We start from the raw sequence: 14989 nt of genomic DNA, 5'->3' as shown, positions 1-14989 counted from the left end.
AATCATTATATAGAGAATCTCTGCCTACTATCAAAATGTATACTTCAGTATAGTTATATCTCTTGTCGAAAGTAATACAAAAATTTAAATAAAGGACACCTCTAAAACAGAGATCATTCATATGAAATTATCAGTTTCTACATTGTTAGTCAGTGTCACACTATTTACTTCCAGTGCATACAGCAATAGTGGTTTATTCAATACAACAAACTCACCTTATACTTCACTGTCGCCTACTTATGAAGAAAAACGTATCAATGATATTCAAACAAATCACACTGAAATACTTGCCCCCTATCAAAAATTTATTGATAAGTTCAGCAAAAATATAGAATCCATAACTGAGTTCAGTTCACTTCTGAACTTTGCAAAATCAACAGGGCATCAACTTTGGGCTATCGCAAAAAAGCCAAGCAATAATCAACTAAAAGACGATAGGCCACTATATTGGGCCAGGCTCGCAATAAGTCAAATACTACGACAACACACCCAGCTATTAGATTTAGATACAAATAAGCGAACAGAAATTTTTTGGCAGTATGAGTTGGCTTCTCGTGGGAAAACCGACATCAATTTTAAACCCAGTGGCCACTTTCAAGTTATTATTACTGGATTTGATCCTTTTTATCTCGATCAAAATATTATCCAAAATAATCCTTCTGGAGCCATTGCGCTTTCTCTAGATGGTAAAACAATAAATATTGATGACCATCAAGTCACGATTAAATCATTTATTTTACCTGTGCGATTCGAAGATTTTGATAAAGGAATGGTAGAAACACTGTTAACATCGTATATGAGAGTGCCATTAGCCGATATGGTGTTAACTGTTAGTATGGGTAGGCCTAAACAATTCGATCTTGAACGATTTCCAGGGTTACGCCGTTCAACACCATTTCCTGATAATCTTGATATTTATACTGGTGCCTCAGCGTCCAACCCATTATTGCCACGGCTGAATGGAACCACTTTATCTGGACCAGAGTTTGTTGAATTCAGTCTACCTGCAGCTGCTATGCAAGAGGCGACTGGTGCCTATTTAATAAAAGATAATAACCGAGTCGTGACAAACCAAGGAGAACGTTTTCCTAAAAAACTCGTAGAGCTGAATAACTTGATATCAGTAGAGGGTTCTGGTGGAGGCTATTTATCCAATGAGGTGTCTTACCGTAGCATGCTATTACGCAATCAATTTAAGCCTACTTTACCAGTAGGACATATTCATACCCCTTATGTGTCTGAATATAATGCTGACGAGCAGAGGGCCATTCTACAACAATTTGAGCGTATATTGATATCAGCAGTAAAAGCATCTGCAGCCCAATAAAAGCACTTTTGTAAGTTTATTGCAATCAACCGTGATATACTCATCATGAATCATTTTTAGGGGTAAAAATAAAGTGGTAGATACTCACAGCGAAGGATTATTTAGGCAAGAGCAATGAAGCCCCAGGAGTTTAGATAAACTAAATGACTGGGGTGAAGAGTGTAGATAACAAAACCAAACCAATTTGACTGGATCAAATTGGAACAGCGAAGGTAAATGCCAGGAAGGCATTTATAAAAATCATTCGCGAAGAGTATATATGCAGCATTTTGACTGAATCTATTTGGCAGTCTTTAAAGCTGATCACTGGATATACACTCTGCTAGCACATGATAAACGTTCAGTTCATCATATGATAATTACGACGAAACCATCGCTTTAAGTTTAACGTGAATTTCCATTTCAATATGACCGTCAACTCTAACATCATTCAGATAATGCTCTAGCATAGGAAAGTTATCTGGCTCAAATCCGCTATCAGGCAACCAGTCTGAATAAATACTCAATTGTGCCTTAATGGTTTCTTCTGGAGAACCTTTAAAATACAATACGGCGTATTTACCTTTTGGTATTTCCGACAAGTTAAATGGAGGGTTAACTTGTATGTTACTACCAATCACAATTGCAGCTTCATAACGACATTTGTCAATGGGTGTAACCGTTGGATTATCAAAAGCAAATGCAAAACGCTGTTGTTCATCCCGCTTTATTCCATTGCTAGCAGCCCACCCGATCAGTTTATCCCATGCTTCATAAATTGCCTTGGATTCATATCCGCGAGTAGAAGGTAAAGCACATACACGATATCCATCAATATCTCTTACTTCGATATTCATAATTGTATCCTCTCTATAGATTGCACTCGTCATCTCATTTGTGAGGCGAGTAGGATACAAATCGGAAGGATTGAAATCTTTTCCATACTTGCTGTATATTTTTCCAATCTTGCTATCTTTAATTTTATCTGGATTTCTTATTTCCGACGGACTAAAACCAAAGTACAGTTTCACAGCCTTTGAAAAATTGGCACTCGATGAAAAGCCATTACCTAATGCTACCTGAGTCATTGAAAGATCAGGTTTAAAAATTAATGTGTTGATCGCCCGCTCAAGCCGTCGCCTTGCAATGTAATCATTGATGGTCTCACCTACAATTCCTGTAAAAATGCGATGAAAATGATAAGGTGAAAAATGGCTTACTTTTGCCACGTCGGTCAGTAAAATTCTCTTAGACAGGTTTTCTTCGATATATTGAAGAGCCTGATCAATACGAGTTTTGTACTTTCTATTCATGAGCACCAAATCTAACTAAATTTCAGTCAACGATCGCACTTCGAAAAATAAACATCAATACCATAAATGGAAATAGTGATTTATTTTCTTTCCATGTTTTTGTAAACCAGTTTTTCACTCATTAGTCCTCACCCTCTGTGTTTGCACAAGTAACCATTTACATGCACCGCTATAACATACTCATTAGAAAGGCGTTAGAGGCCTTAAGGCTATTTTGATTAAATTACATACATTTACTCTGGCAGCAGCCTTAACAACTCCCCAGGGCTTTGGTCAGTTAGCAAGTAAACAAAACCATCAGGGCCTTCTGTGACTGCTCTGATACGTTTATAAAAGTTATAATGCTGCTCTTTACCCTTTTGTAATCCTGTTAAGGTTACCCTAGCCAATAGCCTATCTTTTAAAGCTCCTACTAAAAAATCACCTTGCCAGTTTTTAAATTGGTTACCTCGATATAAAGCCATACCAGAAGGTGCAATAGAGGGCACCCAATACCAATGGGGCTGTTCCATATGAGGATCATGGGTTTTCTCTGTAATGACATCACCTGAATATTCTCGGCCATAGGTAATCATTGGCCAGCCATAATTCTCCCCTGCTTTAACTAAATTAATTTCATCCCCACCTTTAGGGCCATGTTCATGTAACCAGAGTTGTTGAGTGGTGCTATCAAACACCATCCCCTGAGGGTTCCTATGCCCATAACTATAAATTTCTGGCAATGCATTTGTTGTTTTACTAAACAACCACCTACTAAAGTAGGTGGGTTAGTAATATGGACTGAAAGTCCGGATACGGGTCGAAGACCCGTTTTTTTTATCAGTCTTCAGTCCTAAAATTATCATCAATCCTCGGCTCAAAGTGATGTTCTAAATATTCTTTTATCATTTCTTCTGTTACATCTCCTGAAGTTACACAAAAATAACCTCTAGCCCAAAAATGTCGACCCCAGTATCTTTTCCTTAAATCAGGATAGCTTTCAAACAGTTTTGCCGACGTTCGACCTTTTACTCTTCGCATTATTTCGCTAGGAGCCATATTGGGTGGCGCTGAAACTAGCAGATGTACATGATCCTTACTAATGACACCCTTTAATATATCAATTTCAAAAGTATGGCATGTCTGTCGTATTAACTCTCGAGCCTTTAAACCAACATCACCTTTTAGCACTTGATAACGATATTTCGTTACAAATACAAAATGATACTGAATTTTGAAAACTGTATGGCTACCATATCTATAGTCCATCGCAATACCCCTACAGCATTATATAAGTAGACTCAGAGTATCATAGCTAAAGCTGACCGGCTAAAAGCCGGTGGTTTTAACCTTTCAGGTGACTAATAAAGGGATTATCTTTTGCAGGTTTACCTTCTGCAGTTAATCTTAAAACTTTACCTGCATGGGTATCTAAACGCTGAGAATTACGGCGATCTCCTCGATCGCCAATAGTCATATAAAGATAGCCTTGTTGATCAAACACAATTCTTGAGCCAAAATGGTGACTCGCTCGACTAGTGGCTGAGGTAAGTAATAATTCTTTTATTTGTTTAAGCTGACCATCATTAAAAATGCTTCTAGCTAAAACAGTGGTATAGCCACCAGTTACCGCTTTACTATACGTCAGATAGACCCAGCGATTTTGCTTAAACTTAGGATGTAGCGCAATATCCAATAAACCACCCTGCCCCACTTGAGCCACGGGCAAAGTAGCAATGGTTTTACTGGTCTGTTTATTAAGTTGTATATATTTAACCGCACCGCCTTTTTCAGTAATTAATAGCTCAGTAGGTGTTATAAATGCCATCCCCCAAGGGTAACGCAAATCACTTATCAAAGTTTGCACTTTAAAGGGCAGTTCTGCTGCTAATACTGCCTCGATGATAAGTATCCATAACAAAACACTTTGAAAAATCCATTTCATAGCAAGTTTTTATTTCAGGTTTGATATATTCTTATGGCTACCATCACACAGTGGTTTATGCTCGCTTACTTTACAGCCACAAAAGAATACTTTTTTAGACTCTTCTGCTTCATACTTGATAGGAGTAATGCCTGTACCTGAATGGGAACCGTCACAAAAAGGTTGGTTTTTGCTACGACCACAGGCACACCAGAAATAACTCATACCGGCTTTTACTTCTACTGCAAATGGCGTATCAGAGGCTCTCACAGGTGCTGTCATGTTTAACTCCTTGGTTTTTGCAGTTTCACTCTATTAAAACGTTATTATTGAAACTGTAGCCATCAATGCCTAATTTGCCACAATGTACTTAGCGACTAGAACAAGCTCAACATTCACTAATCCCCAACCCCCGCATGATGTAAAACAAACGCATATTCCATGGCTAACTCACGATAAGCCTGATAGCGGCCTGATACCCCACTGTGCCCTGCTTCCATTTCGGTATACAACAGGATTTGATTATTGCTAGTGTCATGCTGGCGAAGTTTAGCCACCCATTTGGCTGGTTCCCAATATTGCACTTGCGAGTCATGCAGCCCTGCTGTTATCAGCATATTAGGATACGCCTGTCGGGTAATGTTATCGTAGGGAGAATAAGACTTAATGTACTCATAGGCATGGCGATCATGGGGGTTTCCCCATTCTTCATATTCATTCGTGGTTAGCGGAATGGTTTCATCCAACATCGTGGTTAACACATCCACAAACGGCACCTCAGCCACAATACCTCGATATAATTCAGGAGCCATATTCGCTACAGCCCCCATTAACAAACCACCTGCACTCCCCCCCATAGCAAACACATTATCTGCTGCACCATAACCTGCTGAGACCAAATAACGAGTAACATCAATAAAGTCATTAAAACTATTCAACTTATTGTCAAGTCTACCCGCTTCATACCATTGGCGACCTAAGTCTTCGCCACCACGGACATGGGCCAGGGCATAAACAACACCTCTATCTAGCAGGCTTAATCGGGCGGAACTAAAAAAAGGATCTAATGAACTGCCATAAGCCCCATAGCCATAAATTAATAATGGGTGTCCAGCCTGACGGCGAAATCCTTTCCGGTAAACCAACGAAACAGGCACTTTCGTTCCATCTCTAGCAGACACCATCAATCGCTCTGATTGATAAAGCGAAGGCTTGAAAGCACCAATGACTTTATCCTGTTTTAATAGTGTTTTCTGACGTGTACGCATGTTGTAGTCAAATACAGAGTCAGGTGTAGTCAACGAAGAATAACCAAAGCGAAGGATTTCTGTATCCAACTCTTCATTGTGGCCTATGTAAGCCGTATAGGCTGGCTCGCCAAAGTCTAGATAGTGATCTTTATTATCACTCAACTGGCGTATTCTAAGCTGCAGCAAACCATTGGTGCGCTCTGCTATAACCAAAAAACCTTTAAATGCTTCTAAATCTTCCAGAAAAGTATCTACCCGGTGAGGAATCACTTCTTTCCATGCTTCTTTATTCCCCATATGGCTCTTGTCCACGGTCATTAATCGAAAATTTTCTGCCTGCCAGTTAGTTCGAATAAAGAACTTATCGGCAACATCAACAACCTCATACTCATGACCAGGCTCTCGACTAACAAATGAAATAGGTTTAGTCAGTGGGTTATTTGCATCTATCAATTTAATATCACTGGTGCGGGTGCTGGTTAATTCAATCACTACATATTGGTGAGATTTAGTTGTATAAAGGGAAATATAAAACTGATTATCCGTTTCTTCATACACCAGCTGATCTTGTTTTTGGTCAGTGCCTAGCTCATGCCGATAGACTTGATAAGGTAATAAGGTTTTTGGATGTTTGCGAGTATAAAACAGGGTTTTATTATCACTGGCCCAGGCAATATCACCAGAGGTGTTAGTTAATTCATCAACCAGTAATTTACCTGTGGTTAAATCTTTGATATGAATACTATATTGTCTGCGTCCCTGAGTGTCTTCTGAAAAAGCCAACAATTGTTGATTAATGCTAACTTCAGCCTCCCCCAGCTGATAATAATTATAGGGGGCAGCTCGTTGGTTCAAGTCTAAGATGATAGTTTCAACAGCAGTTAAATTTCCTTTTCTCCGACATAACTTTTCATACTCTTCATCTCCTTCAAAACGACTGTAGTACCAATACCCTCCCCGTTGATAAGGCACACTACTGTCGTCCTTTTCTAATCGGCCAATCATTTCCTGATAAAGCTGTTCCTGTAAATGCGAGACAGATTTTAAGCTTGTCTGGGTATAGCTATTCTCTGCCAGTAAGTAGTCAAGTACAGGTTGAGCCTTTCGTTCATCATCTCGCAACCAATAGTAAGGATCTACTCGCTCCTCACCATGAACTTTCAGTGTTTTAGGCTGCTGCGCGGCAACTGGAGGGGATTTCAACATATTGACAATATTCTCCACTGGTGTTGATACAACATTATTAGAAATCAGGAGTATAGCCAAGCTAACCAGCCAGATTATGCTACCACTGCTGCATTGTTTCATTGTATTCCTTGTTATACTACACAAATGGTATTACCCATCAACAGATTGCAAGACCTATTAGTTTGAAAGGAAATTCAAGTTTAATCAACATGATACCGTTACTAAATAAAGTGGCCTCAGCCCTTTATATTCTCTTCTATCAGGCTATTGTGTTTAGTATCCATTTGCATTAGGGATTTATTATGTCATCAGTTGACCAGTTTGAAAGTGTTTTCAGGGCCGCAGTAAAAGATGTCTATCACCACAAGCCTATTAAAGTTGAATCGGTACTTTTAATAACCGATCAAAATGAAGCTGATAGTGTAAAAATAAAACAACAGTTACAGCAGTTTTCGCCCCAACTCTGTTCTAATAGTATTCAATGGCATATAAATGCAGGTGAAAAATCAAAAACGACAGAAGCGCTATTACAGGAGGTTGAAGCAGTCAAACCTGATCTAATTTGCAGTTATCGGAATTTATACAGCAATGCCTGGCAGTATCCCCATAGTTTAGGAGAACATCTTGATGTATTACTGCAACATACCACAATACCAGTTCTAGTTATTCCACACCCTAAAGCCAGCTATGCCGGTAAACATGCGTTAACCAAAAGTAGTTCTGTCATGGTAATAACTGATCACCTTACCCTTGATCATGATTTAGTGAGTTATGGAGTAGCCTTTACTTCACCTGGGGGGAATCTACACTTGAGTCACATTGAAGATGAGGCCTATTTTCAACGGATTATTAAAGCAATCAGTAAAATTGCCACTATTAATACGGATGATGCACAAGAAAAACTGGCTAAACAATTGCTAAAAGAACCCCATGATTTTATTCGCTCATGCCCTCCAGCTCTAACTGAAGCTAATATTAATCTTAATGTGATTGAGCATGTAAACTTTGGACATCATATTAGGGACTATAAAAAGCTAATTGAAGAGCATGAGCTGGACTTGTTAGTGATGAATACTAAAGATGAAGACCAACTGGCAATGCATGGTCTCGCTTACCCTTTGGCTGTTGAAATGCGGCAAATTCCATTACTCATGTTATAGAGTGGCCTTTTTAATATTTTAGCCAGCTTCTCTTTTTTTACTTAAAAATATTTTCAGGAAAATAATCAATGAGTAATACCCCACAAGTAACGACTGATACCGTCGCTCATGGTGTTCACCATGTCAGTACTGAAGTAACAATAATCTTTGTGATTATTTTAGTACTGATGATAATCAGCTTGGCCCTAGAAGAAAAAATTCACGCAAAAAAATCACTAATTGTTTCAGTATTTGCTGCCATAAGCTTACTACTTGGAGCATTTTTTGAACTATTACCCTTCGGTAGCGTTGCCTTGCCTAATGGCCACGAGATTAACATGCCAGTATTTATCCCTGCTGTAGATTGGGGGGTAATTTCCATTATTCTAGGCTCCAGTATTTTTGTTGACGTAACTTCCCGGTCGGGGTTATTCACCTGGGTGGCAATCAAACTGACCAAGGCATCGGCCGGAGATCCGCTCAAACTATTGTGGTACTACGGAGTAATGACAGTGATTTTTTCTGCTGTATTAAATAATGTGACGGCAATGATTATTGTTGGCTCATTAACTGCTGTATCACTTAACAAACTAAACCGCTCTGAAAAATTACTAGGTTTTTTATTAGTCCAAGGCCTACTCACCAATATAGGTGGTTTGTTAACCCTAATTAGCTCTGTACCTAACATTATTGTAGGTAATACCGCAGGTATCAGCTTTGTTGATTTTTTCCTGAAAGCCAGCCCTTATGTACTGGTTGCAACCGTCATTACGTTATGGATGGGTGCCAAACTGTTTTCCATTCAATCGCTTGCATCTGAAAAGGAAAAAAATCAAGCCAAAGAGCTAGTAGCCAGTTTTGATGAAAGCGATGGCATAGAAAGCAAACGTTTTTTCCAGTTTGCAGGAGTTATGCTGATCATGTTTATCTTAACCATTGCTACCACTTCTATTTTACCTTTGGTTAAAGACTTAGGAATGGGGTTCGTTGCACTTGGCTTTGCAACAGTAATGATGATTCGTTACAAATCGGAAGTCGACCAGTTTTATAAAACTGTCGATTGGGATTTAATCACCTTCTTCTGTGCTTTATTTGTAGTGATTAATGTAATGGAACATGCTCAAGTACTAGATTTAATCGGAAAAGGTATTTCCACATTAATTGGCACAGAAGAAACCCCATTTGGCATCAGCATTTTATTAATTCTCTCAGCTATTTTTAGCTCTGTTACTGATAATATTCCCCTAGCCGCTATGCTTGCAAAAATTTTAGGTACAGCAGGCACAGCAAGCGAATCATCCCTCTGGTGGTCAGTGGTATTTGGTGCCAACCTAGGCGGTAACTTAACCCCCATCGGCAGTGCATCAACTCTAGTTGCAGTAACAATTATGCATAAGTACAAGCTTTCTTTGTCTTTTGCTGGCTTTGTAAAAAAAGCTCTACCGTTTGCTGCACTACATATTATTCTGGCTACTATTTATGTATTGATCGCTTAGAAACAAATATTTATCTCATTGTTTGGGAGTTCGAGAAACGATAGAGAACCTTATGAGGCATAGATGCTAATTAGAGCACCCTGCTGCGTGCTCTATATCATTTCTTGGACTCTATATAGAATGTATACTAATTTCTTCAACTGCTCACCAAATATCCCGGTAATATTGCCAGATACAATGGGATCATAATAATTCCCAAGGCGGTGCTGGTTAATACGGCAACTGAGGCTTTTTGGGGTTGTACATTCAACTCAACAGCCAATGCGATTGTATTCGCTGCCAGGGGTACCACTGCAACCAGCAACATAACGAATATCATTTGTTGATCAAGCCATTGAGCATACTGCTGATCAGCAAAAATCAATGCGACTATTAAGAGCGGCCAGCATATATACTTGCTAAAAGTAGTAAGCAGAATTAACCGCCAATCAATATGTTGTCGACCAACGTTAGCTAGAGAAAAACCAATTAACATCATCCCCAATACCGTATATGCCCCTTTAAATACAGCAAGTTGGCTCATGATACTGTCAGGTAACTGAGAGTGGGTTAAGTTAAGCATTAATCCTGCGCTAAATGCATAAATAAAGGGAATTTTGGCTAACTTCATCAGGCTTTTCTTAACTGAAAAACGTCCGCGTGCAGTAATATAAAAACCAATTGTATACTCGTAAAAGGTAATACCTAACATTGAAAAAATTACCAGTGCTACGCCATTATCATCTAATATCGCCATTGCCACAGGTAACCCAAAATACCCCGTATTGGCCGTACTACAAGACAATGCAAATAAGTGTTGAGTATTATCTTTCCAGCAGCGTTGCCCCACCCGTAAGCCAACTAAACCAAAAATCACACAAATCACAAAGAATATTATGGGTACAGCTAAATAAGCGGGAGTTAATTCTGCTTTAGCAGTACCACTAAAAATAACAATTGGTGATAATACATAAAGTAATAAGGTTGATATTGTTTTTAGTTCAATAGTAAAACAACGGCCAATTACAAAACCAAGTAGTACCAGGAAAAATAAAAAGCTTACTTTTTCAAGCAAGAAAAGGAAGTCAACCACGGTCACTCCTATGAGTATACCTGACTAAAACATTAAAAAGAAAACGGTAACCTAGCAGGGCAAGGTTACCTCCCCAGAATGGGTAAACATATCCGGAAGCTATTAGACGTGATTGCTAAGACTCAAGCAAACGATTAAAATGAACAGCATCATGAGAAAAACTCATACTTGTGTTTTAAATTGATTGGGTACTAAAGAACTATATGCCTCGTTACCTTCCTTCACTAAATGCCTTGAAAGCCTTTGAAGCTGCAGGTCGCCATCAAAATTTTACTCTGGCTGCTAACGAGCTGTTTGTTACCCAAGGAGCTATTAGTAGGCAAGTCAAACAATTAGAGGAGTACTTAGGCTTTCCATTATTTGAACGAAGAGGTCAAACCTTACAGCTCACTGCAGCAGGTAAACAATATTTAGCGGCAATCAAAGAAGCTTTAGATACAATGGATGAAGCCACCCAAAGCCTTATCCAACAGTTTCGTCCTAATGAAACTCTCACCATTAGTGTTTTGCCATCATTAAGTTCACGCTGGTTGATCCCTAAAATCAACCAGTTTAAACAACAACACCCCCATCTGCAGCTTAACATTATTACCAGTGACAATTCCGATGCATTATTTGAAGAAAATGTTGATATTGTGATTCGCAGTAGCAAAGAAAAAAGCTGGTCTAGAGTGGATGCAACCTGGTTGATGAATGAAGAACTGATTCCAATTTGTAGCCCAGATTTATTACAAAAAAATTATCCAATTAATACGGTAGATGATTTTCATCACTACACCTTACTAGAACATACATCTAGAAAACACATGTGGCGTAACTGGTTTAAACAGCATAACAGCAAAGAACCAACGGAAAAACGGCTTGGCTTTGAACATTATTTTATGTTGATTCAAGCTGCTCAGGAAAAATTAGGCATCGCTCTGGTTCCCCGCTTTCTTATTGAGCAAGAGTTGACAAGTCACTCATTAATATCACCTATACCAACCCCTTGCACCAGCCGGTATAGTTACTATCTTATTACCCGTAAAATGAAACAAATACCTCAAAAAATCAGCCTATTTAAAGAATGGATTTTGTTTATTTGCCAAGCATCATCAACCTCTAATTAGTATGACGGCAGTAATTTTACCTTTTTCAAACCATTGCCTATACTGGTAGAGCATGTGCATGAATAAGGTAGCTACCTTATTCATGCACTACTAGAAATGCTGAAAATGAAACAGTACTATTTATGCAAGACAGTTCGAAGGCCCCGCTGTAGTACCTCGTCTCGTTCTACATAAGTAACTTCTGCACTTCTCAGCTTAGCTTTTGGCTGGCTTTAATCAATATAACAGTCTAAAGCAACCACTAATAGTTTGAAATAGGTAAATAGCTTCTGGAGTAATTAAATGTCCTCTAATATTGGTCATGTAAAATGGTTCAATGAGACTAAAGGGTTTGGGTTTATTGAACAAGAAAACGGCTCAGATGTATTTGTTCATTACAGTGCAATTAATGGTACTGGCCATAAAACTTTACTTGAAGGTCAAAAAGTTCAGTTCAATATCAAACAAGGTCAAAAAGGGCCACAGGCCGATAATGTCATAGTAGTGTAACCCATCCTTATTACATGGCTGCTTTTCATACCGATAGCAGCCTACATGAAATATCTAAATGCTACCCAAATAAAACCTTCATATATACCATACATACCCTATAAATGTAACCAACTCACAGCTTCTTTCAACTTCTGCTGACCTGCTTGCTCAATAACTTCTCCATGAGCCATGACAATTCGTTCAAAGTTCCAATGTAAAACTTGTTGCAGTTGTTCCCTAGCATGGGCTTTATTGCGCATTAATAAGCGAAACAACCTACTCATAGCCAGTTTTCCTAAAACACCCGACAACCGTAAATAAAGGCTAAATAAAGAACGGTCCGCTTTTTGAATATTACATACTAAGTCAGTCACAATTAGACTATTGCTTGCTGAATGAAAAAAGACCACCTCATTCAAAAGCGGCAAAGCCGTAAATACAAAATGATTAAGCTCTCCTTGCCAAGGCTGAAAAGAGTGATTATCAAATACATAATCAAATGCTAGATCCTTGCGCTTGTCAGGCAAACCAGGAGCAACTAATAACTTAGCCTCAGGAAAGTGTTGCTTCGCTTGTTCAGCATACAAGTGATGCATCAAGTTAGGCGCCACAATATAAGCTATATCACCTAATTGGTTTAATGCATCAACCAATGCCTCATCTAATACCACTGGACTAATTAATACCAATTTGCTATCTGATAAGCGAACTACAGTCATCCTAAGTGCAATATCAGCCCCTAAAAAGCGCATACCGCTTTCTACCGTCCATAGGTTTTCTGCCAGTTGTTTTAACATAATAATGAGTTGACCTTATATGCAGTGATATAGATATCAAGAAATTATGCTTAGAAAGTTACAAAAATACCAGCATGGCTACTACTCAATAGCTATCTTTTGGCTAGGAAACGGATACCTCGCTTTAATTTCTTTAACTTTTGCCAACCATTGGAGCTTTTTAGTCTCAGCATTTGCTGGGCTACTGATCAAGTCATAATCATATTCATTTTTTAATGGATCCGCTTCAGTTGTGTACGCCTGTCGTCTCTTAGATTTTATTTCCTCAATTTTTTCCTGGTATTTATCTTCATTATTTTTTACCCGCCATTGGTTGTTGTCGCGGAAGAGTTCGTCAGTATATTCACATTCTAAATACTGCCAAGCACCAACAAAACGAGTAATATGTTTAATACCTTGCTCGTCAATAAAAAATTTATTTTGAGTACGTGCATCGATAATATTATGCCCATCATATCTCAAGTAGCTTAATGACAGTTCAAACTCACTCCCTTTTACTATTTTATCTTTATTTCCCAACACCCAGGCATTTTCTGCCCCTGCGATCACTAAATCTCGCTCAGTTTCATAATACATGTTAGTACCAGCCTATGACTTTAATTGATGAGTTTTTTATGAATGCATGATTTGATTCATTTGTAGGTTTTGTTCCCCACCCATCCCAGACCATAATAACTGATCCATTTTTACCATCATTATTTTGCGATGGAACCCATATAAAGTATTTTTCTGAATTAAAGGCGACAGCAACTCCACCGTACTCATCTGTTTCATCATCAACGGTATTAGCACTACCAGAAATAAAAGTAGCATCAAGAATCTCCTGATTGCCTTGATTCCCTTCTTTGCCATCAGCTTTTACCTGTGCCACCCATCGAATTGGTGGTCTTCTTAAATGATGTTCACCTGCTTTATAAGATCCCTCACCTGCCTGTGCCGATATTTTTATCCAACCCGACTCAAAACAAGGTTTGGTTTTATCACTACACACCTTTTCTATTATTGGCTTATCTTTATCGGGTAATAACGTCGCTAGTAATACATCATCATAATTACTATCAAACTTCATTGAATCATGGCTCAACTTATTTGGGTTGTAGTTAGAATCACTAAGCGCTAACAACTGAAAGCCTTCTTGAGGGCTCCACCGTAAGTGATAGGTTTTATTACTTGTGTATGAAAATGTCCTTTGCTGAACAGAGTAATCACTAGTATTAAATGTTTTCCAGCCTCGCCATAAGATGGTTTGATTAGGTAATATCACTAACTGATTATTGTCAGCTGTTAGAGCTAGTTTATATTCTTCATTTTGGATTTCTGCATAGATAGGTAAATTAGCTAGCTGAGAAAACCTAACCCCCTGCGCCACGTCATAATCCACTTTTTTCAAATACTGCGAATGAGGGTTTTCTTCAGCCACATGCTCTACCAGCTTCTCGCCAACAAAATCCTGGGTTGCGAGTACAATGGATGGATCAATTTTTAACTGCACGACTTCCGCATTAGAAACCTCAAACATTACCTTTAAATACAGGCTGCTACCCGCCCCTTCTGTCAGTTTGGGTTTATAGGTTTTTGGGTAGCCTCCAATGGCAATTAAATCACCTTCTGCATCAAAAATACCAAACTCTGTGATATACCAACCGCCAATTCCTTCAGGGATAACCGCTTCAACTACCAGGTAGTTTTCATTTTTATCGTCCACATAGATACGGTTGATATTTCCTTCCCAGCATTGGTTAACTAATTGGGTATCGTCTTCAGTAGGAAATACAACGTCACCTTTTTTGTCTCCACCATTACCAACCTGAATTTTTGTTAAATTCAGCTTTGTGCCTAATACTTGAGAATTCGTCAGTTTAGCTTTGCCCTGCTTGGTTAGTAAACTGTAAAACTGTTGTGTCATTAACTTGCACCATTCACTTTGACTATATATCCACTACTT

Annotated in this window: 15 protein-coding genes; 5 read left to right on the top strand and 10 right to left on the bottom strand. The window is 38.6% G+C overall.

Annotated features, from left to right (window positions below):
* The first annotated feature begins 121 nt into the window (after positions 1–121).
* Positions 122–1327: a PA0049 C-terminal domain-containing protein gene (locus OQE68_RS20945; RefSeq protein ID WP_180571077.1), complete on the top strand. Its 1206-nt coding sequence runs from the start codon at positions 122–124 to the stop codon at positions 1325–1327.
* A 359-nt stretch (positions 1328–1686) separates the two neighbouring features.
* On the opposite strand, the gene OQE68_RS20940 is transcribed toward OQE68_RS20945, so the two are convergent.
* The 6 genes from OQE68_RS20940 to OQE68_RS20915 form a co-directional block, all read right to left on the bottom strand.
* On the bottom strand, positions 1687–2619 hold the full coding sequence (locus OQE68_RS20940) for an AraC family transcriptional regulator (protein WP_180571076.1): 933 nt from the start codon (positions 2617–2619) through the stop codon (positions 1687–1689).
* A 233-nt stretch (positions 2620–2852) separates the two neighbouring features.
* On the bottom strand, positions 2853–3365 hold the full coding sequence (locus OQE68_RS20935; RefSeq protein WP_180571075.1) for a PQQ-dependent sugar dehydrogenase: 513 nt from the start codon (positions 3363–3365) through the stop codon (positions 2853–2855).
* 73 nt (positions 3366–3438) lie between these two features.
* The gene (gene tnpA / locus OQE68_RS20930; protein ID WP_180572236.1) at positions 3439–3867 is read right to left on the bottom strand and encodes an IS200/IS605 family transposase; all 429 of its coding nucleotides are present in this window, start codon (positions 3865–3867) and stop codon (positions 3439–3441) included.
* A gap of 76 nt (positions 3868–3943) precedes the next feature.
* The gene (locus tag OQE68_RS20925) at positions 3944–4543 is read right to left on the bottom strand and encodes a PQQ-dependent sugar dehydrogenase (RefSeq protein ID WP_180569099.1); all 600 of its coding nucleotides are present in this window, start codon (positions 4541–4543) and stop codon (positions 3944–3946) included.
* Positions 4544–4552: 9 nt separating this feature from the next.
* A complete protein-coding gene (locus OQE68_RS20920) occupies positions 4553–4804 on the bottom strand; it encodes a CDGSH iron-sulfur domain-containing protein (RefSeq protein ID WP_180569100.1) in 252 nt (83 codons plus the stop codon).
* 116 nt (positions 4805–4920) lie between these two features.
* Complete coding sequence (locus tag OQE68_RS20915; protein WP_180569101.1) at positions 4921–7080, bottom strand: S9 family peptidase; 2160 nt, start codon at positions 7078–7080, stop codon at positions 4921–4923.
* A gap of 182 nt (positions 7081–7262) precedes the next feature.
* Here OQE68_RS20915 and OQE68_RS20910 point away from each other — a divergent pair, with 182 nt between their 5' ends.
* Positions 7263–8120 (top strand): hypothetical protein, encoded by an 858-nt coding sequence (locus OQE68_RS20910; protein ID WP_180569102.1) that lies wholly within the window; start codon positions 7263–7265, stop codon positions 8118–8120.
* 68 nt (positions 8121–8188) lie between these two features.
* Positions 8189–9595: an ArsB/NhaD family transporter gene (locus tag OQE68_RS20905; protein WP_180569103.1), complete on the top strand. Its 1407-nt coding sequence runs from the start codon at positions 8189–8191 to the stop codon at positions 9593–9595.
* A gap of 136 nt (positions 9596–9731) precedes the next feature.
* Here the strand turns inward: OQE68_RS20905 and OQE68_RS20900 are convergent, their stop codons facing one another.
* Entirely contained in the window at positions 9732–10667 is a 936-nt protein-coding gene (locus OQE68_RS20900) for an AEC family transporter (RefSeq protein WP_180569104.1), read from the bottom strand.
* 203 nt (positions 10668–10870) lie between these two features.
* On the opposite strand from OQE68_RS20900, the gene gcvA reads away from it, so the two are divergent.
* Both gcvA and OQE68_RS20890 read left to right on the top strand, forming a co-directional pair.
* Positions 10871–11776 carry a transcriptional regulator GcvA gene (gene gcvA, locus OQE68_RS20895; protein WP_180569105.1) on the top strand — a complete coding sequence of 302 codons (906 nt, stop codon included), beginning with the start codon at positions 10871–10873 and terminating at the stop codon, positions 11774–11776.
* Positions 11777–12058: 282 nt separating this feature from the next.
* A complete protein-coding gene (locus OQE68_RS20890; protein ID WP_180569106.1) occupies positions 12059–12265 on the top strand; it encodes a cold-shock protein in 207 nt (68 codons plus the stop codon).
* A 98-nt stretch (positions 12266–12363) separates the two neighbouring features.
* Here OQE68_RS20890 and OQE68_RS20885 read toward each other — a convergent pair whose 3' ends face one another.
* From OQE68_RS20885 to OQE68_RS20875, 3 genes are all read right to left on the bottom strand, one after another.
* Positions 12364–13044, bottom strand: a complete 681-nt coding sequence (locus OQE68_RS20885) for a DUF4336 domain-containing protein (protein WP_180569107.1) — start codon at positions 13042–13044, stop codon at positions 12364–12366.
* Positions 13045–13125: 81 nt separating this feature from the next.
* On the bottom strand, positions 13126–13620 hold the full coding sequence (locus tag OQE68_RS20880; protein WP_180569108.1) for a hypothetical protein: 495 nt from the start codon (positions 13618–13620) through the stop codon (positions 13126–13128).
* 1 nt (position 13621) lies between these two features.
* Complete coding sequence (locus tag OQE68_RS20875; RefSeq protein ID WP_180569109.1) at positions 13622–14950, bottom strand: phage tail protein; 1329 nt, start codon at positions 14948–14950, stop codon at positions 13622–13624.
* Between the last annotated feature and the right edge of the window lie 39 nt (positions 14951–14989).

Source organism: Spartinivicinus marinus (assembly GCF_026309355.1).
In the GTDB taxonomy this organism is placed as follows: domain Bacteria; phylum Pseudomonadota; class Gammaproteobacteria; order Pseudomonadales; family Zooshikellaceae; genus Spartinivicinus; species Spartinivicinus marinus.
The sequence above is the reverse complement of the archived record's forward strand: the minus strand, read 5'-3'. Positions and strand labels throughout refer to the sequence as shown.

Coding starts and splice junctions, on each gene's coding strand:
- OQE68_RS20945 (WP_180571077.1), top strand. CDS start 122: ATGAAATTATCAGTTTCTACATTGTTAGTCAGTGTCACACTATTTACT.
- OQE68_RS20940 (WP_180571076.1), bottom strand. CDS start 2,619: ATGAATAGAAAGTACAAAACTCGTATTGATCAGGCTCTTCAATATATC.
- tnpA (WP_180572236.1), bottom strand. CDS start 3,867: ATGGACTATAGATATGGTAGCCATACAGTTTTCAAAATTCAGTATCAT.
- OQE68_RS20925 (WP_180569099.1), bottom strand. CDS start 4,543: ATGAAATGGATTTTTCAAAGTGTTTTGTTATGGATACTTATCATCGAG.
- OQE68_RS20920 (WP_180569100.1), bottom strand. CDS start 4,804: ATGACAGCACCTGTGAGAGCCTCTGATACGCCATTTGCAGTAGAAGTA.
- OQE68_RS20915 (WP_180569101.1), bottom strand. CDS start 7,080: ATGAAACAATGCAGCAGTGGTAGCATAATCTGGCTGGTTAGCTTGGCT.
- OQE68_RS20910 (WP_180569102.1), top strand. CDS start 7,263: ATGTCATCAGTTGACCAGTTTGAAAGTGTTTTCAGGGCCGCAGTAAAA.
- OQE68_RS20905 (WP_180569103.1), top strand. CDS start 8,189: ATGAGTAATACCCCACAAGTAACGACTGATACCGTCGCTCATGGTGTT.
- gcvA (WP_180569105.1), top strand. CDS start 10,871: ATGCCTCGTTACCTTCCTTCACTAAATGCCTTGAAAGCCTTTGAAGCT.
- OQE68_RS20890 (WP_180569106.1), top strand. CDS start 12,059: ATGTCCTCTAATATTGGTCATGTAAAATGGTTCAATGAGACTAAAGGG.
- OQE68_RS20885 (WP_180569107.1), bottom strand. CDS start 13,044: ATGTTAAAACAACTGGCAGAAAACCTATGGACGGTAGAAAGCGGTATG.
- OQE68_RS20880 (WP_180569108.1), bottom strand. CDS start 13,620: ATGTATTATGAAACTGAGCGAGATTTAGTGATCGCAGGGGCAGAAAAT.
- OQE68_RS20875 (WP_180569109.1), bottom strand. CDS start 14,950: ATGACACAACAGTTTTACAGTTTACTAACCAAGCAGGGCAAAGCTAAA.